Origin of the sequence: Kosakonia sp. MUSA4, assembly GCF_013085925.1 — a bacterium.
Lineage (GTDB): Bacteria > Pseudomonadota > Gammaproteobacteria > Enterobacterales > Enterobacteriaceae > Kosakonia > Kosakonia sacchari_B.
The window spans coordinates 612,774-629,546 of record NZ_CP025697.1 but is presented as its reverse complement, the minus strand read 5'-3'; the positions used below and the strand labels follow the sequence as shown (position 1 = coordinate 629,546).

15 protein-coding genes and 1 riboswitch are annotated in these 16,773 nt (G+C 55.3%); of the genes, 9 read left to right on the top strand and 6 right to left on the bottom strand.

The features are described 5' to 3' along the window. Nucleotides 1-34: 34 nt before the first annotated feature. The 3 genes from ilvN to leuO all read right to left on the bottom strand — a co-directional run bounded on the left by ilvN (nt 35) and on the right by leuO (nt 3,601). Nucleotides 35-526 carry an acetolactate synthase small subunit gene (ilvN, locus tag C0557_RS02975; RefSeq protein ID WP_007373137.1) on the bottom strand — a complete coding sequence of 164 codons (492 nt, stop codon included), beginning with the start codon at nt 524-526 and terminating at the stop codon, nt 35-37. 2 nt (nt 527-528) lie between these two features. Next, a complete protein-coding gene (ilvI, locus tag C0557_RS02970) occupies nt 529-2,253 on the bottom strand; it encodes an acetolactate synthase 3 large subunit (protein ID WP_208657442.1) in 1,725 nt (574 codons plus the stop codon). A 385-nt stretch (nt 2,254-2,638) separates the two neighbouring features. After that, the gene (gene leuO, locus C0557_RS02965) at nt 2,639-3,601 is read right to left on the bottom strand and encodes a transcriptional regulator LeuO (protein WP_074774980.1); all 963 of its coding nucleotides are present in this window, start codon (nt 3,599-3,601) and stop codon (nt 2,639-2,641) included. A gap of 477 nt (nt 3,602-4,078) precedes the next feature. On the opposite strand from leuO, the gene leuL reads away from it, so the two are divergent. From leuL to leuD, 5 genes are all read left to right on the top strand, one after another. Continuing rightward, nucleotides 4,079-4,165: a leu operon leader peptide gene (gene leuL / locus C0557_RS27610; protein ID WP_107146878.1), complete on the top strand. Its 87-nt coding sequence runs from the start codon at nt 4,079-4,081 to the stop codon at nt 4,163-4,165. A gap of 92 nt (nt 4,166-4,257) precedes the next feature. Beyond that, on the top strand, nt 4,258-5,829 hold the full coding sequence (gene leuA, locus C0557_RS02955; protein WP_208657441.1) for a 2-isopropylmalate synthase: 1,572 nt from the start codon (nt 4,258-4,260) through the stop codon (nt 5,827-5,829). After that, entirely contained in the window at nt 5,829-6,920 is a 1,092-nt protein-coding gene (gene leuB / locus C0557_RS02950; protein WP_208657440.1) for a 3-isopropylmalate dehydrogenase, read from the top strand. Before leuA ends, leuB begins: the two co-directional genes overlap by 1 nt. Before the next feature lie 2 nt (nt 6,921-6,922). After that, entirely contained in the window at nt 6,923-8,320 is a 1,398-nt protein-coding gene (gene leuC, locus C0557_RS02945) for a 3-isopropylmalate dehydratase large subunit (RefSeq protein WP_208657439.1), read from the top strand. 10 nt (nt 8,321-8,330) lie between these two features. Next, a complete protein-coding gene (gene leuD / locus C0557_RS02940) occupies nt 8,331-8,936 on the top strand; it encodes a 3-isopropylmalate dehydratase small subunit (RefSeq protein ID WP_074774973.1) in 606 nt (201 codons plus the stop codon). 359 nt (nt 8,937-9,295) lie between these two features. Here the strand turns inward: leuD and C0557_RS02935 are convergent, their stop codons facing one another. After that, a complete protein-coding gene (locus C0557_RS02935) occupies nt 9,296-10,471 on the bottom strand; it encodes a sugar efflux transporter (protein ID WP_208657438.1) in 1,176 nt (391 codons plus the stop codon). Nucleotides 10,472-10,595: 124 nt separating this feature from the next. Further along, entirely contained in the window at nt 10,596-10,748 is a 153-nt protein-coding gene (gene sgrT, locus C0557_RS02930) for a glucose uptake inhibitor SgrT (RefSeq protein WP_007373128.1), read from the bottom strand. Nucleotides 10,749-10,835: 87 nt separating this feature from the next. Between sgrT and sgrR the strand changes: the two genes are divergently transcribed. The 4 genes from sgrR (at nt 10,836) to thiQ (ending at nt 15,915) form a co-directional block, all read left to right on the top strand. Next, nucleotides 10,836-12,491, top strand: coding sequence for an HTH-type transcriptional regulator SgrR (gene sgrR, locus C0557_RS02925; RefSeq protein WP_208657437.1), 1,656 nt, complete (start codon nt 10,836-10,838; stop codon nt 12,489-12,491). A 36-nt stretch (nt 12,492-12,527) separates the two neighbouring features. Next, nucleotides 12,528-12,628, top strand: a riboswitch (TPP riboswitch). A gap of 32 nt (nt 12,629-12,660) precedes the next feature. After that, entirely contained in the window at nt 12,661-13,644 is a 984-nt protein-coding gene (gene thiB, locus C0557_RS02920; RefSeq protein ID WP_208657436.1) for a thiamine ABC transporter substrate binding subunit, read from the top strand. Next, nucleotides 13,620-15,230 carry a thiamine/thiamine pyrophosphate ABC transporter permease ThiP gene (gene thiP / locus C0557_RS02915; protein ID WP_208657435.1) on the top strand — a complete coding sequence of 537 codons (1,611 nt, stop codon included), beginning with the start codon at nt 13,620-13,622 and terminating at the stop codon, nt 15,228-15,230. The genes thiB and thiP overlap by 25 nt, the downstream gene beginning before the upstream one ends. Further along, complete coding sequence (gene thiQ / locus C0557_RS02910) at nt 15,214-15,915, top strand: thiamine ABC transporter ATP-binding protein ThiQ (protein WP_208657434.1); 702 nt, start codon at nt 15,214-15,216, stop codon at nt 15,913-15,915. Before thiP ends, thiQ begins: the two co-directional genes overlap by 17 nt. Here thiQ and C0557_RS02905 read toward each other — a convergent pair. Beyond that, complete coding sequence (locus C0557_RS02905) at nt 15,909-16,679, bottom strand: DedA family protein (RefSeq protein WP_208657433.1); 771 nt, start codon at nt 16,677-16,679, stop codon at nt 15,909-15,911. The two genes, thiQ and C0557_RS02905, sit on opposite strands and share 7 nt — an antisense overlap. Between the last annotated feature and the right edge of the window lie 94 nt (nt 16,680-16,773).

Below are 16,773 nucleotides of genomic sequence, written 5' to 3'. Positions count from 1 at the left end.
ACACCGGGCCTGTAAATATGGAAGGTTAATCTATTCAGCGCATGATTTTATCACCGCGCGACAACCCCACCACGCCGGAGCGCGCAACTTCAACAATTTTAGCCACATCACGAATGGTGGCTAAAAACGCATCCAGCTTGTCACTGGTGCCCGCGAGCTGAACCGTGTAAATCGACGGCGTGACGTCAATGATCTGTCCGCGGAAGATCTCGGCGTTGCGTTTCACCTCTTCACGACCGTAGCCGCTGGCCTGAATCTTCACCAGCATGATTTCACGCTCAACATATGCCCCCTGCCCCAGCTCGTTCACGCGTAACACATCGACCAGCTTGTGCAGTTGCTTTTCGATCTGCTCCAGAACTTTTTGATCGCCGACAGTCTGGATCGTCATCCGCGATAAGGTGGGATCGTCAGTCGGCGCGACGGTCAGGCTTTCTATGTTGTAACCGCGCTGAGAGAACAGGCCAATCACGCGCGATAACGCGCCTGATTCATTTTCCAGTAATACAGACAGTATCCGGCGCATAATCAGGTTCTCTCCGTTTTGCTTAACCACATCTCATCCATGCCGCCGCCGCGGATCTGCATCGGATAAACGTGTTCACTACCGTCAACGGTAACGTCAACAAACACCAGGCGATTGTTTTTCACCTGCTCCAGTGCTTCCGCCAGCTTCGCCTCCAGCTCATCAGGACGCGTAATACGAATTCCCACATGGCCGTAAGCTTCTGCCAGGCGCGCAAAATCAGGCAACGACTCCATATAAGATTGTGAATGGCGGCCGGAATAAATCATGTCCTGCCACTGCTTCACCATCCCCAGATAGCGGTTATTGAGGTTCAATACCAGCACCGGCAGCTCATACTGCAAGGCCGTAGAGAGTTCCTGAATATTCATCTGGATACTGCCATCGCCGGTCACGCAGATAACCGTCTCCTCGGGCAGCGCCATCTTCACGCCGAGCGCAGCAGGTAAGCCAAAACCCATCGTGCCCAACCCGCCGGAGTTGATCCAGCGGCGCGGTTTATCAAAACGGTAGTAAAGCGCGGCAAACATTTGATGCTGGCCAACATCGGAAGTAACGTAAGCATCGCCATTCGTCAAACGCCAGATAGCTTCAATCACTGCTTGCGGTTTGATCTTTTCACTCAGGGTGTCATATTTCAGGCACTGACGCGCGCGCCACTGATCAATACGCAACCACCAGTCACGGATCTCATCCAGCGGCTGCGGCTGCTCTTCCTGCTCCAGCAGCTCGAGCATTTGTTCCAGAACCAGCCGCGCATCGCCGACAATGGGCACATCCGCCTGTACGGTCTTGGAAATGGAAGTGGGGTCGATATCGATATGCAGGACCGTCGCATCCGGACAGTACTTCGCCAGGTTATTGGTGGTGCGATCGTCAAAACGCACGCCAACCGCGAAAATGACATCGGAATGGTGCATCGTCATATTGGCTTCATACGTGCCGTGCATGCCCAGCATGCCCAGCGCCTGTCGATGCGACGCCGGAAACGCGCCCAGCCCCATTAAGGAGGAGACCACGGGCAAATTCAGTTTTTCAGCCAACTGGCGCAACTGAGTTTCGCACGCTGAGTTGATAGCACCGCCGCCAACGTAGACCACCGGCCTCTGCGCCGACACCAGTGTTTGCAAGGCGCGCTTGATTTGCCCTTTGTGCCCCTGCGTCGTCGGGTTATAAGATCGCATGCTGACCGATTCCGGCCAGAAATAGGGCAGCTTGTTGGCCGGGTTCATAATATCTTTCGGCAGATCCACCACCACCGGTCCCGGACGCCCACTAGCAGCCAGCCAGAACGCTTTCTTTAATACGCCGGGAATATCTTCGGTTTGTTTGACCAGGAAACTGTGCTTCACCACCGGACGGGAAATCCCGACCATGTCGCACTCCTGAAACGCGTCATAGCCAATCAGCGACGTCGCAACCTGCCCGGAAAGCACCACCAGCGGGATGGAATCCATATAAGCGGTGGCGATACCCGTGATGGCATTCGTCGCTCCCGGGCCAGACGTGACCAGTACCACCCCAACCTCACCCGTTGCCCGCGCCAGCCCATCGGCCATATGCACCGCCGCCTGTTCATGACGTACCAACACATGTTCAATACCGCCAACAGTATGCAGGGCATCGTAGATATCCAGGACTGCGCCTCCGGGGTAGCCGAATACTTTCTTTACGCCTTGATCGATAAGCGATCGGACGACCATCTCGGCTCCAGACAACATCTCCATGCTTTGCCTCCAGGCTTATATTTATCGACTGACGGCGGAACTCATTTCCACGCTGTCGCTTTGTTCAGGGCAGGAAACCCTGCTTTCTGATTATGAATGGCAGTTACCATAACCGCTCAAAATCTGGCAGGCAATTAGCAAACCACCGACGTCAACGGAGTACAAAAGAGGAAAAACAACGCGAGAGCAGCAGATTTGGTGAAAACATCTGTGATAAGGAAAGACGATGACCATTCATCATCCAAATAGCAGGTTGTACAGAAAATCATGCATTTTTAGCACGAAGCGGGAAGTCGCTGCCAACCGAAATTGAAATAAAATACTACCCATGCAGGATTAAGCAGAATAAACCGACTAAACAAGCCCGGTCTATTCTGCGAGCGCATTACAGCGTACAAACCGAGGTCAGTAACTCTTCCATCCACTGATGGCCTTTATCGCGGCCTGCCGCTTCATGCCACGAGAGATAACAAGTGCGTGTATTAAGCGCCAGCGGCAAAGGCAATACCTGCAATGGCAAACCATGAGCAAATCGTTCAACCAACCAACGCGGTGCAATCGTCACCAAATGCGTTTGCGCGACAATGTTTAATACGCTGGTGACTGCCATCCCCTGATAGGCAATACGGCTCTTTTTTTCCGCCGAATCATACCAGGGCTGGCTAAAGGAAGCATAACGATCCAGCGAGACCACTGCATGTTGTTCATTGAATACATCGGCTTCCGTAACAAGATTCGCAATGCGCGGATGTTCTTTACTGGTCACCAGTACCATTTCGTCTTTAAATAATGGAACGCAAGAGAATTCCGGACGACGAAACTCTTCGTAGCCGATCACAAATTCAATTTCCTGGTAACGCAATTGATGCTCAGTACTGTGATTAAGATCGGCTTTAAACACCAGATTAATATTAGGTGCAGCCTTTTCAACGCTATTGTAAATAATTGACGTTAAGAGATTATCCAGCGGGCTGCATACACAAAGATTAAATACACGCTCACTGCTCAGTGGATCAAATCCCGAGCCGGGCAACTCATTTTGTACCAACTGCAATGCCTGACGGATTGAGCCAAACAGTTGATATGAACGCGCAGTGGGTTGAATCCCACGGCCGTAGCGGACAAAGAGCTCGTCGTTAAACATGACTTTTAGCCGCGCAACGGCATTACTCACTGCGGGTTGTGACATTCCCAGCGCGTGCGCCGCACGGGTAATGTTTTGTTCCTGCATCACCGCATCAAAAACGGTAAGCAAATTAAGATCTACTGAACGCAACTGTGGTTTGTCCACATCGACAATCTGATGATTATCAATAGTTTCCCCTGGAACATTGCAATCCGTCGTCATGATAAAACTCCCTTAACTGTGTAATAATAATATTCAGGAAGATGATTTATCATGCATATAGCATTATTAGAAGCATAGCGTGAAAAATTAGGAATATTTAAAGCTCCCTTTTTATATTTTTTTCAAGGATAATTGCGCCGATAAATAATGAGACAATCAGTAGAGAATTAATATATTTTTACTTTATCAAACATTCCGCAACTCATCTGATGATAAAGATAACAGGCATCCATTCCATAACGCAAAGCGTAAAAGGGTTGTTCTGTAAATTTATCTTTAAATTAGTGATCGTCCACTAAAAAATACTTAATAGTGATTCGCACGAAATACGCATTTCATTCTACGGTACAGGATAATTAACTGAAAAGCAGCCATACAATCCACCTGTTCTGAGGATGGTTTTCAGGAGCAGGGGTTGACTTTAACAGGCGTATCCAGTACCACTAAAAGCATATCGTTTTTCCTGGAGCTTGATTCATGATTCGCAACGTCGGTTTCGCTGGTCTACTACTACTAAACGCATCTCTTGTGCGCGGTAGACCGGTGGACGACATTCAGAGCTGAATTGTCTGCCAGTTAAGACAGAAAACCCGCGCCTTGGCGCGGGTTTTTTTATGCTCGTAGCGAGGCGACCTCAGATAACAAGGACCTAAACCATGAGCCAGCAAGTCGTTATTTTCGATACCACATTACGTGATGGTGAACAGGCGTTACAGGCGAGCCTGAGCGTGAAAGAGAAGCTGCAAATCGCCCTGGCGCTGGAACGTATGGGCGTCGATGTGATGGAAGTCGGCTTTCCGGTTTCGTCCCCGGGTGATTTTGAATCCGTACAAACCATCGCGCGCCAGGTGAAAAACAGCCGCGTTTGCGCCCTCGCCCGCTGTGTTGAAAAAGATATTGATGTCGCCGCAGAATCTCTGAAAATCGCTGAAGCGTTCCGCATCCATACGTTTATCGCCACCTCGCCGATGCATATCGCCACCAAGCTGCGCAGTACGCTGGATGAAGTGATTGAACGTGCAATTTACATGGTCAAACGCGCACGTAACTATACTGATGACGTAGAGTTCTCTTGCGAAGATGCGGGCCGCACGCCAATCGATGATCTGGCACGAGTGGTCGAAGCCGCCATCAACGCCGGGGCGAAAACCATCAACATCCCGGATACCGTCGGCTACACCATGCCATTTGAATTCGCCAATATCATCACCGGCTTGTATGACCGCGTACCGAACATCGATAAAGCCATTATCTCCGTACATACCCATGATGATTTAGGCCTGGCCGTTGGCAACGCCATCGCAGCGGTACACGCCGGTGCGCGCCAGGTTGAAGGTGCGATGAACGGTATCGGCGAACGTGCCGGTAACTGCTCGCTGGAAGAGGTGATCATGGCGATTAAGGTGCGCAAAGACATTATGAACGTGCACACCCGCATCAATCACAATGAAATCTGGCGCACCAGCCAGACCGTCAGCCAGATCTGCAATATGCCGATTCCGGCGAACAAAGCGATTGTCGGTACCGGCGCTTTCGCCCACTCCTCCGGTATTCACCAGGATGGCGTGCTGAAAAACCGCGAAAACTACGAAATCATGACTCCGGAATCCATTGGCCTGAATCAGGTGCAGTTAAACCTGACTTCCCGTTCCGGCCGTGCGGCGGTGAAACACCGGATGGAAGAGATGGGTTACCAGGAAGCCGATTACAACCTGGATAACCTGTACGAAGCGTTCCTGAAACTGGCGGATAAAAAAGGCCAGGTCTTCGATTACGACCTGGAAGCGCTGGCGTTCATTAACAAACAACAAGAAGAGCCAGAACATTTCCGCCTGGACTACTTCAGCGTGCAGTCCGGCTCCAACGACATCGCAACCGCCTCCATCAAGCTGGCCTGCGGTGATGAAATCAAAACCGAAGCCGCCAACGGTAACGGCCCGGTTGATGCCATCTACCAGGCCATTAACCGCGTCACCGAGTACGACATCGAGCTGGTGAAATATGGTCTCAGCGCCAAAGGTCACGGCAAAGATGCGCTGGGGCAGGTTGATATCGTCGCCAATTACAATGGCCGCCGCTTCCACGGTGTCGGTCTGGCGACCGATATCGTTGAGTCCTCAGCCAAAGCCATGGTGCATGTGCTGAACAATATCTGGCGCGCCGCCGAAGTCGAAAAAGAGCTGCAACGCAAAGCGCAGAACAAAGAAAACAACAAGGAAACCGTGTGATGTCGAAGAATTATCATATTGCTGTGTTACCGGGCGACGGTATCGGCCCGGAAGTCATGGCACAAGCCCTGAAAGTACTGGAAGCCGTGCGTAGCCGTTTTGGCATGCACATTACCACCAGCCATTATGACGTAGGCGGCATCGCCATCGATCGTCATGGCAACCCGTTGCCGCAGGCAACCGTTGAAGGCTGCGAGCAGGCCGATGCCATTCTGTTCGGCTCCGTCGGCGGCCCAAAATGGGAAAACCTGCCGCCAGCACAGCAACCGGAACGCGGTGCGCTGCTGCCGCTGCGTAAGCACTTCAAATTATTCAGCAACCTGCGCCCGGCCAAACTGTACCAGGGGCTGGAAGCTTTCTGCCCGCTGCGTGAAGATATCTCCGCTAACGGCTTTGATATTCTGTGCGTGCGTGAACTGACTGGCGGCATCTACTTCGGCCAGCCGAAAGGTCGTGAAGGCAGCGGCCAGCACGAGAAAGCCTTCGATACCGAGGTGTATCACCGTTTTGAAATCGAGCGTATCGCGCGTATTGCGTTTGAATCGGCGCGTAAACGCCGTAAAAAAGTGCACTCGATTGATAAAGCCAACGTTCTGCAAACCTCTCTGCTGTGGCGCGAAATCGTTAACGAAATCGCCAGCGAATATCAGGATGTTGAACTGGCGCATATGTATATCGACAACGCTACCATGCAGCTGATTAAAGATCCTTCCCAGTTTGACGTGCTGCTGTGCTCCAACCTGTTCGGCGACATCCTTTCCGATGAGTGTGCGATGATCACCGGTTCGATGGGGATGCTGCCTTCAGCAAGCCTGAACGAACAGGGTTTTGGTCTGTACGAACCGGCGGGTGGCTCAGCCCCGGATATCGCCGGTAAAAATATTGCGAACCCGATTGCGCAGATCCTGTCGCTGGCGCTGCTGTTGCGCTACAGCCTGGACGCGGGTGAAGCGGCTTCCGCGATCGAAAGCGCAATCAACCGTGCATTAGAAGAAGGCGTGCGTACCGGTGATTTAGCCCGTGGCGCCGCGGCTGTCAGTACCGATGAAATGGGCGACATCATTGCCCGTTATGTCGCCGAAGGGGTGTAATCATGGCTAAGAGTTTGTACGAAAAATTGTTTGATGCGCACGTTGTGTATGAAGCGCCAAACGAAACCCCATTGCTGTATATCGATCGCCATCTGGTGCATGAAGTGACCTCGCCGCAGGCATTTGACGGCCTGCGCGCGCACAAACGTCCGGTGCGCCAGCCGGGTAAAACCTTCGCCACCATGGATCATAACGTCTCCACGCAGACCAAAGACATTAACGCCTCCGGCGAAATGGCGCGTATCCAGATGCAGGAACTGATCAAAAACTGCAACGAATTCGGCGTTGAGCTGTATGACCTGAATCACCCGTACCAGGGGATTGTCCACGTGATGGGGCCAGAACAAGGCATTACCCTGCCGGGCATGACCATTGTTTGTGGCGACTCGCACACCGCAACCCACGGCGCGTTTGGTGCGCTGGCCTTCGGTATCGGCACGTCGGAAGTTGAACATGTGCTGGCAACGCAGACCCTGAAACAGGGCCGCGCCAAAACCATGAAGATCGAAGTGAAAGGCACTGCGGCACCGGGGATCACCGCCAAAGATATCGTGTTAGCGATCATCGGCAAAACCGGTAGCGCAGGCGGTACGGGTCATGTGGTGGAATTCTGCGGTGATGCAATTCGTGCGCTGAGCATGGAAGGCCGCATGACGCTGTGCAACATGGCCATTGAGATGGGCGCGAAAGCCGGTCTTGTTGCACCGGACGAGACCACCTTTAACTACGTGAAAGGCCGTCTGCATGCGCCGAAAGGCAAAGATTTTGATGAGGCCGTTGCTTACTGGAAAACCCTGCACACCGACGAAGGGGCAACTTTCGACACCGTTGTAACCTTGCAGGCAGAAGAGATCGCGCCGCAGGTGACCTGGGGCACCAACCCAGGGCAGGTGATTTCGGTGACGGATAACATCCCCGATCCGGCATCGTTCGCCGATCCGGTTGAGCGCGCCTCTGCGGAAAAAGCGCTGGCTTACATGGGCCTGAAACCGGGTATTCCACTGACTGAAGTGGCAATTGATAAAGTCTTTATCGGCTCCTGCACAAACTCGCGTATCGAAGATTTACGCGCCGCAGCCGAGATCGCGAAAGGCCGTAAAGTCGCGCCAGGCGTACAGGCGCTGGTGGTACCTGGCTCTGGCCCGGTGAAAGCGCAGGCGGAAGCGGAAGGACTGGATAAGATCTTTATCGAAGCCGGTTTCGAATGGCGTTTGCCTGGCTGCTCTATGTGCCTGGCAATGAACAACGACCGCCTGAACCCCGGCGAACGTTGCGCTTCCACCAGTAACCGCAACTTTGAAGGCCGTCAGGGCCGCGGCGGACGCACGCATCTGGTCAGCCCGGCAATGGCTGCTGCTGCGGCAGTAACCGGCCATTTCGCCGATATTCGTAGCCTGTAAGGAGCTCACCATGGCAGAGAAATTTACCCAACACACCGGCCTGGTTGTTCCGCTGGATGCCGCCAACGTCGATACGGACGCTATTATCCCGAAACAGTTCCTGCAGAAGGTTACGCGTACCGGTTTTGGCGCCCATCTGTTTAATGACTGGCGCTTCCTCGATGATAAAGGCGAGCAGCCGAACCCGGAGTTCGTGCTGAACTTTCCGCAATACAAAGGCGCCTCCATTTTGCTGGCGCGCGAAAACTTTGGCTGCGGTTCCTCACGCGAGCATGCGCCGTGGGCGCTGACCGATTACGGCTTCAAAGTGGTGATTGCGCCGAGCTTCGCCGATATCTTCTATGGCAACAGCTTTAACAACCAGTTGTTGCCGGTGACGCTGAGCGAAGAGGATGTTGATGCGCTGTTCACGCTGGTGCAGAACAACCCGGGCACGACCTTTGAGGTGGATCTGGAAGCGCAGGTGGTAAAAGCGGGCGGGAAATCCTACAGCTTTAACATTGATGCCTTCCGCCGTCACTGCATGCTGAACGGTCTGGACAGCATTGGCCTGACGCTTCAGCATGAAGACGCGATTGCCGCTTACGAAAGCAAGCAACCGGCGTTTATGGACTAACAGAAGCAAACTGCTTGCCGGATGGCGCTAACGCTTATCCGGCCTACGATCCTGAATGGGGTTTGTAGGCCGGGTAAGGCGAAGCCGCCACCCGGCAAACTATCCTGCATGCGGCTTTGTAGGCCGGGTAAGGCAAAGCCGCCACCCGGCAAACTATCCTGCATGCGGCTTTGTAGGCCGGGTAAGGCAAAGCCGCCACCCGGCAAACTATCCTGCATGCGGCTTTGTAGGCCGGNTAAGGCAAAGCCGCCACCCGGCAAACTATCCTGCATGCGGCTTTGTAGGCCGGGTAAGGCAAAGCCGCCACCCGGCAAACAAACTGGCGCGACAATTCCGGACGCAGGCCAGGCAAACAAAACTCACACATCCTTCACGCGGCTGGTCAGCAGCAGTGCCGCCACGGAAATCACCGCAATCCCCACGTACACCGCCCCGTGACTAAAACTCTGCGCCAGCGCGCCCTGGATCACCCCGGCAAGAATCACCCCGGTTGAAATACTGTTGGTAAAAAGTGTTGTCGCCGAACCGGCACGCCCCGGCATTAAATCCTGAAACCACAGCATGCCGATACCGGCGACGATACCAATAAAGATCGCGTTGAACAGTTGCAGCACCAGCAGCGCCGTCTGGCTATGGAAGAAGATCAGCCCCAGATAAAACACCACACCCGCAGCAACGGCTGTCAACATCATCCGCCGCTTGCCCAGATGTTTAACAAAATACCCGGCCAGGATCATCGCCGGGATCTCCAGACCAGCCGCAGTGCCCATCAGGATCCCGGCGAGTTTATCCGGCAGCCCCAGCTCCTGGCTAATCCACAGCGGCATGTCGATGATGTACATGGTATTGCAGGTCCACATCAGCGTTGAGGCGATAAACAGCATGCGTACGTTCTTATCACCCCAGCCGCTCACTTCCGTCACTGCGACAGTGGGCTGCGCCATGCGCGGCACCGAAGGCAGCCAGAATGCGATCATCACCAAACTTATTACAAAGAGCCCGGCGGCAATGGTGAACATCGCGGTAAAGCCATAATTGAGCGCCAACATAAACGCCAGCGGCGGGCCAATCACCCACGCCAGCGAGAGCTGCGCACGCATCACCGAACTGAACATCACCACTTCCCGCGCGGAGCTGTCGGCATATTCGCGCGCCAGCGCAAAGAGCTGCGGCATCGCGGTATTGGCGAGCGAGGCCAGCAGCACGCCGCAGGTGATAAGCGTCAGATAGTGACGGTTGAAGGCAAACAACAGCGCGTTGCCCACCGCCATCAGGCAGCAAAAGAGGATCAGCTTGCGACGATCGCCCTGGTTATCGGAGCGTTTTGCCAGCCACAGGCTGACCAGGATCCCGGCTACCGCGTTGACGGTATAAAACAGCCCGATCCAGAAAGGCTGCGCACCCACTTCACGGCTGAGGAACAGGCTCAGCGTCGGCGCCTGCACCGCGCCGGCAACCCCCATCATAAACGCAACGATCATAAAAGCGACGTACACACCATTGAGACGGCGTCCCATCGTCATTAACCAGAGCATGAACGTTTCCTTTTCAAAAGCGGCAAAAACCGCTGAAATCATAAACGAAAAAAGCCAGCAAAAAATATTTTGCTGGCGTAGGCGGATTTGCGCCTAATACTCAGTCACACATGATGGCCGCGATTCAGTCCTTCGAGATCGGCGTTGTCACTTCCCACTGCATCAGTTCTTCCAGCATTTTCAGGCGCTGCCCTGCACTCTGACGGGCGAGCCAGCACACATCCTGCGTGGCGCGAAAATAAGCCAGATAAAACCGTCGTATGGATGATCTCTGCATATCACCTCCTCGCTTTCATCGAAGAGAAGTATTGGCTTAATATAGGGATAAATAAATTGCTGAGTTTTTATCAGGAGTTCCCCTTTTATGTCCTCTGGCCGCCTGCAACAGCAGTTCATCCGTTTGTGGCAATGCTGCGACGGAAAATCTCAAGAAACCACGCTCAATGAGTTGGCCGAGCTGCTCAGTTGCTCGCGCCGTCACATGCGCACGCTGCTGAATACCATGCAGGAGCGCGGCTGGCTGACATGGGACGCAGAAGCGGGGCGCGGCAAGCGTTCGCGCCTGACGTTCCTCTATACCGGGCTGGCGCTCCAGCAGCAGCGGGCGGAGGATCTGCTGGAGCAGGATCGTATCGATCAGTTGGTGCAACTGGTGGGCGATAAAGAAGCGGTCCGCCAGATGCTGGTCTCCCATCTTGGACGAACCTTTCGCCAGGGGCGGCATATTCTGCGCGTGCTCTATTATCGTCCGCTGCGCAATCTGCTGCCGGGCACGCCGTTGCGACGCTCCGAAACCCATATGGCGCGGCAAATCTTCAGCGCGTTGACGCGCATAAATGAGGAAAATGGGGAACTGGAAGCGGATATCGCTCATCACTGGAAGGCGATTTCCCCTTTACACTGGCGTTTTTATTTACGCCCAGGCATCCACTTTCATAACGGCCGCGAGCTGGAAATGAACGATGTGATTGCTTCCCTGCAACGGGCGACCGCCCTGCCGCTCTATTCGCATATCCGCGAGGTCGTCTCTCCAACCCCCTGGACGCTGGATATTCATCTCTGGCAGCCGGATAACTGGCTCCCCTGGCTGATGGGGCATGTACCCTCCATGATCCTGCCGCAGGAGTGGAACGCCCAGCCCCATTTCGCCAGCCAGCCGATTGGCACCGGCCCGTATGCCGTGGTGCGCAATACCAATAACCAATTGAAGATTCACGCCTTTGATGACTATTTCGGCTTCCGCGCCCTGATTGATGAAGTGAATGTCTGGATGCTGCCGGATCTCAGCGACGACCCAACCTGCGGGCTGACGCTGGAAGGGCCGACCGGCGATGAAAAAGCGGTCGAAAGCCGCCTGGAAGAGGGCTGCTACTATCTGCTGTTTGACGCGCGATCCAGCCGCGGCGCCAGCCCGGCGGTCAGAGAGTGGGTAAGCCAGATCCTCTCCCCCGCCAGCCTGTTATGGCATGCCGACGAACGTTATCAACGTTACTGGTTCCCGGCCTACGGCCTGCTGCCGCGCTGGCATCATGCCCGTCCCGGCGTCGGCGAGAAGCCTGCCGGGCTGGAATCGTTGACGCTCACCTTCTACCGCGAACACAACGAGCACGAGGCGCTCTCACGCATCATGAGTGATTTACTGGCAGAACAGGGGGTAAAACTTCACGTACAAAGGGTGGAGTACGCCGAGTGGCACCGGGGTGAAGCGGCCAGCGATCTGTGGCTTAACAGCGCCAACTTTACCCTGCCGCTCAACTTCTCGGTCTTTGCCAACCTGTATGAAGTGCCGTTGTTGCAGCACTGTATTCCAATCGACTGGCAAGCCGCCGCCACCGAGTGGCGCGCTGGAAAGATGAACCTCGCCGCCTGGTCTCAGCAGTTGCTGGCCAGTAAAGCGATGGTGCCGTTAATCCACCACTGGCTAAGGATCCAGGGGCAACGCAGTATGCGCGGGCTGCGCATGAATACGCTGGGCTGGTTTGACTTTAAATCGGCCTGGTATGCGCCGCCCGATCCATAACGCTTTCGCATTTTTTACCAAATCATTACAATAGCGGCGTTCTCAACGGGGTGCTGCGCCAATGGCGTGTGCTGAGAAAATACCCGTCGAACCTGATCCGGATAACGCCGGCGAAGGGATTTGAGGCTGCCTCTCAAAATCCTTTGCCACCCATTTTTTGAGGTGCAAAGTGTTAAAAAAATCATTGTCATTACTGCTGTTGGTTGCCGCTCCCGTTTTTGCCAAACCTGTACTCACCGTCTACACCTATGACTCCTTCTCCGCTGACTGGGGCCCCGGCCCGGCAGTGAAAAAAGCCTTTGAAAACGACTGCAACTGCGAGCTGAAATTTGTGGCGCTGGAAGATGGCGTCTCGCTGCTCAACCGTCTGCGTATGGAAGGGAAAAACAGCAAAGCGGATGTGGTGCTTGGGCTGGATAACAATCTGCTGGAAGCGGCATCGCAAACCAAACTGTTCGCCAAAAGTGGCGTGGCGACGGATGCCGTCAACGTGCCTGGCGGCTGGAAAAACGACACCTTTGTGCCGTTCGACTACGGCTGGTTCGCCTTCGTTTACGATAAAAACAAACTGAAAAACCCGCCGAAAAGCCTGAAAGAACTGGTGGAAAGCGATCAGAAATGGCGCGTGATTTACGAAGATCCCCGCACCAGTACGCCGGGCCTTGGTCTGCTGCTGTGGATGCAAAAAGTGTACGGCGACAAAGCGCCGGACGCCTGGCAGAAGCTGGCAGCCAAAACGGTGACGGTCACCAAAGGCTGGAGCGAAGCCTACGGTCTGTTCCTGAAAGGGGAAAGCGATCTGGTGCTGAGCTACACCACCTCACCCGCCTACCATCTGATCGAAGAGAAAAAAGACAACTACGCCGCGGCGAATTTCAGCGAAGGGCATTACTTGCAGGTTGAAGTTGCCGCCCGCACTGCCGCCAGCAAGCAGCCGGAGCTGGCAGAAAAATTTTTGAAATTTATGGTGTCTCCGGCATTCCAGAACACCATCGCCACCGGCAACTGGATGTACCCGGTCAGCAACGTACCGCTACCGGCCGGGTTTGATACGCTGCAAAAACCGCAAACCTCGTTTGAATTCACGCCGCAAGAAGTCGCCGCTCAACGCGCATCATGGATTAATGCATGGCAACGCGCCGTCAGCCGCTGATTGCCGGCTGGCTGCTTCCCGGCCTCACCGCCGCCGCGCTGATGGTGGCGGTGGCGCTGGCCGCCTTTCTGGCGCTGTGGCAAAACGCACCGCTCACCGATCTGTCGGCCTTCTGGCACGACAGCTATCTGTGGCATGTGGTGCGTTTCTCCTTCTGGCAGGCCTTTCTCTCTGCCCTGCTCTCCGTTTTTCCGGCGATTTTCCTCGCTCGCGCCCTGTACCGACGGCGTTTTCCTGGCCGCCTTGCGCTGCTGCGTCTGTGCGCTATGACGCTGATTCTGCCAGTGCTGGTGGCGGTATTCGGTATTCTCAGCGTGTATGGCCGCCAGGGCTGGCTGGCCTCGCTCTGGCATATTTTGGGGCTGGAGTGGCATTTCTCACCCTATGGCCTGCAAGGCATCTTGCTGGCGCATGTGTTTTTTAACCTGCCGATGGCGGCGCGGTTGCTGCTGCAAGCGCTGGAGCAGATCCCCGGCGAACAGCGCCAGCTTGCCGCGCAGTTAGGCATGCGCGGCTGGGCGTTTTTCCGCTTTGTCGAATGGCCGTGGCTGCGCCGCCAGATTCCACCAACCGCAGCGCTGATCTTTATGCTCTGTTTCGCCAGCTTCGCTACGGTGCTGTCGCTGGGCGGCGGACCGCAGGCCACCACCATTGAGCTGGCGATCTATCAGGCGCTGAGTTTCGATTTTGATCCGGCCCGCGCCGCGCTGCTGGCGCTGATGCAGATGATCTGCTGCCTCGGCCTGGTGCTATTAAGCCAGCGCATGAGTAAAGCCATTGCCGTCGGCAGCCACCAGATCCAAGGCTGGCGCAATCCGGAAGATCGCTTATTCAGCCGAATAACCGATATCGCCCTGATTGTGCTGGCACTGCTGTTGCTGCTACCGCCGCTGCTGGCGGTGATCGTTGATGGCCTCAATTTGAGTCTTCTGAAAGTGCTGAGCGAACCGGTTCTCTGGCAGGCAACAGCCACCTCGCTGCGCATCGCACTGGCCGCCGGGTTGCTGTGTGTCGTGTTGACGATGATGCTGCTGTGGAGCAGCCGCGAGCTGCGCGCCCGCCAGCAAACAATGGCTGGCCAGGCGCTGGAACTGAGCGGTATGTTGATCCTTGCGATGCCGGGGATTGTGCTGGCAACCGGCTTCTTTCTGCTGCTCAATAACAGTATCGGGTTGCCCGCTTCCGCTGACGGCATCGTGATTTTCACCAATGCGCTGATGGCCATCCCTTATGCATTAAAAGTGCTGGAAAACCCGATGCGCGACATTACCGCCCGCTACAGCATGCTGTGCCAGTCGCTCGGCATGCAGGGCTTCCGCCGCCTGCGGGTAGTAGAATTGCGCGCGCTGCAACGCCCGCTGGCGCAGGCGCTGGCCTTCGCCTGTGTATTGTCGATTGGCGATTTCGGTGTGGTGGCGCTGTTTGGTAATGACGACTTCCGCACGCTACCGTTTTATCTTTATCAGCAAATTGGTTCCTATCGCAGCCAGGACGGTGCGGTAACGGCGCTGATCCTGCTGCTGCTCTGCTTTATCTTATTCACTGTGATTGAAAAACTTCCGGGTCGCCATGCTAAGACTAATTGATGTCACCTGGCTTTATCAGCATCTGCCGATGCGTTTCACCCTGACGGTGAAAACGGGCGAGCAGATAGCCATTCTCGGGCCGAGCGGCGCGGGGAAAAGCACCTTGCTGAATCTGATTGCCGGTTTTCTTACCCCGGCGAGCGGCACATTAACCATTGCAGGCAACGATCATACCCACACGCCGCCGTCGCAGCGCCCGGTATCCATGCTGTTTCAGGAGAACAACCTGTTCACGCATCTCACGGTGCGGCAGAACATTGGGCTGGGGCTTAATCCTGGGCTGAAGTTAAACAGCGAACAGCAGCAAACGCTGCGCCAGATCGCCGAGACTATGGGGCTGGAAGCATTACTGGATCGCCTGCCGGAACAGTTGTCCGGCGGCCAGCGCCAACGTGTCGCCCTCGCCCGCTGCCTGGTGCGCGAGCAGCCGGTGCTACTGCTGGATGAGCCGTTCTCCGCGCTCGACCCGGCGCTGCGCCAGGAGATGTTGTCGCTGGTGCAGGAGGTGTGCCGCCGCCAGCAACTGACATTGTTGATGGTTTCGCACAGCGTTGAGGATGCGGCGCGCATCGCTGAACGCTCGCTGGTGGTTGCCGATGGGCGCATTGCCTGGGATGGGAAAACGGATGACCTGCTGAGCGGCAAATCACCGGCCTCTGCGCTGCTGGGTATTCGCGGTCAGTGACCGCGGATCACTTTCCCCAGAATTGAGAGATACATTGGCATCAACGGGTGATTCGTCAGCGCCACCGCAGCAGCCGCGCCCGCCACCAGCATTCCCGGTGCCAGCAACAGCAAACGCGGACGCGGCAGGTAACGGGTTAACTTATCCACGCCCGCCTTGCCGGAACGCCACAGACGCCAGCACAGCCAGCACGCCAGCCACAACAGCACGGCGGTCAGCAGCAGCAGCCATTTGAAGTTGCCGCTTTGCATATCGGCAGGAATATCAATCGCCGCGCCGGCCAGAATACCGGGCAGGAAATAGAACGGCGGCCAGAGCAGGCAGCCGATAATGTTCGGCGGCAGGAATTTGCGTACCGGCAGATCGAGCATTCCTGCAACCATCGGCACCAGCGGACGGGTTGGCCCGACAAAACGCCCCACCAGAATGGTAAACATACTGTGTTGATGCAACGCGTGCTCGGTCTTATCCAGCAGCGCTTTGTTCTTTTTCATAAAGGACCAGCGGTGCAGCGGCGCTTTAAAGCGCCAGCCCAGCCAGAACGAGATCCAGTCGCCCAGCAGGCAGCCGATAATGCCCGCCAGCCACGCCTGCCAGAAATTGACTTCGCCGCTGCCAATCAGCGCGCCCAGCCCGGCCATCATCACCGTTCCGGGCAGAATCAACCCGACCAGCGCCAGCGACTCAAAAAATGCCACCAGCGCAATGGCCGCCAGCGAGTATGTTGCCGATTGCGTAATAAAATGTTCCAGCAGTGCTTCCATAACCCATCCTGTTCAGTATGAAGGCTGGATTCTCCGGAGCGACTCCGTGAGCGTCAACCTTTCAATTATCTGAAAGTTTTACAGGTTATGTCGC

Coding starts and splice junctions, on each gene's coding strand:
- ilvN (WP_007373137.1), bottom strand. CDS start 526: ATGCGCCGGATACTGTCTGTATTACTGGAAAATGAATCAGGCGCGTTA.
- leuO (WP_074774980.1), bottom strand. CDS start 3,601: ATGACGACGGATTGCAATGTTCCAGGGGAAACTATTGATAATCATCAG.
- sgrR (WP_208657437.1), top strand. CDS start 10,836: ATGTCCTCTGGCCGCCTGCAACAGCAGTTCATCCGTTTGTGGCAATGC.
- C0557_RS02905 (WP_208657433.1), bottom strand. CDS start 16,679: ATGGAAGCACTGCTGGAACATTTTATTACGCAATCGGCAACATACTCG.
- sgrT (WP_007373128.1), bottom strand. CDS start 10,748: ATGCAGAGATCATCCATACGACGGTTTTATCTGGCTTATTTTCGCGCC.
- C0557_RS02935 (WP_208657438.1), bottom strand. CDS start 10,471: ATGCTCTGGTTAATGACGATGGGACGCCGTCTCAATGGTGTGTACGTC.
- leuA (WP_208657441.1), top strand. CDS start 4,258: ATGAGCCAGCAAGTCGTTATTTTCGATACCACATTACGTGATGGTGAA.
- thiP (WP_208657435.1), top strand. CDS start 13,620: ATGGCAACGCGCCGTCAGCCGCTGATTGCCGGCTGGCTGCTTCCCGGC.
- thiQ (WP_208657434.1), top strand. CDS start 15,214: ATGCTAAGACTAATTGATGTCACCTGGCTTTATCAGCATCTGCCGATG.
- leuD (WP_074774973.1), top strand. CDS start 8,331: ATGGCAGAGAAATTTACCCAACACACCGGCCTGGTTGTTCCGCTGGAT.
- leuB (WP_208657440.1), top strand. CDS start 5,829: ATGTCGAAGAATTATCATATTGCTGTGTTACCGGGCGACGGTATCGGC.
- leuL (WP_107146878.1), top strand. CDS start 4,079: ATGATTCGCAACGTCGGTTTCGCTGGTCTACTACTACTAAACGCATCT.
- ilvI (WP_208657442.1), bottom strand. CDS start 2,253: ATGGAGATGTTGTCTGGAGCCGAGATGGTCGTCCGATCGCTTATCGAT.
- leuC (WP_208657439.1), top strand. CDS start 6,923: ATGGCTAAGAGTTTGTACGAAAAATTGTTTGATGCGCACGTTGTGTAT.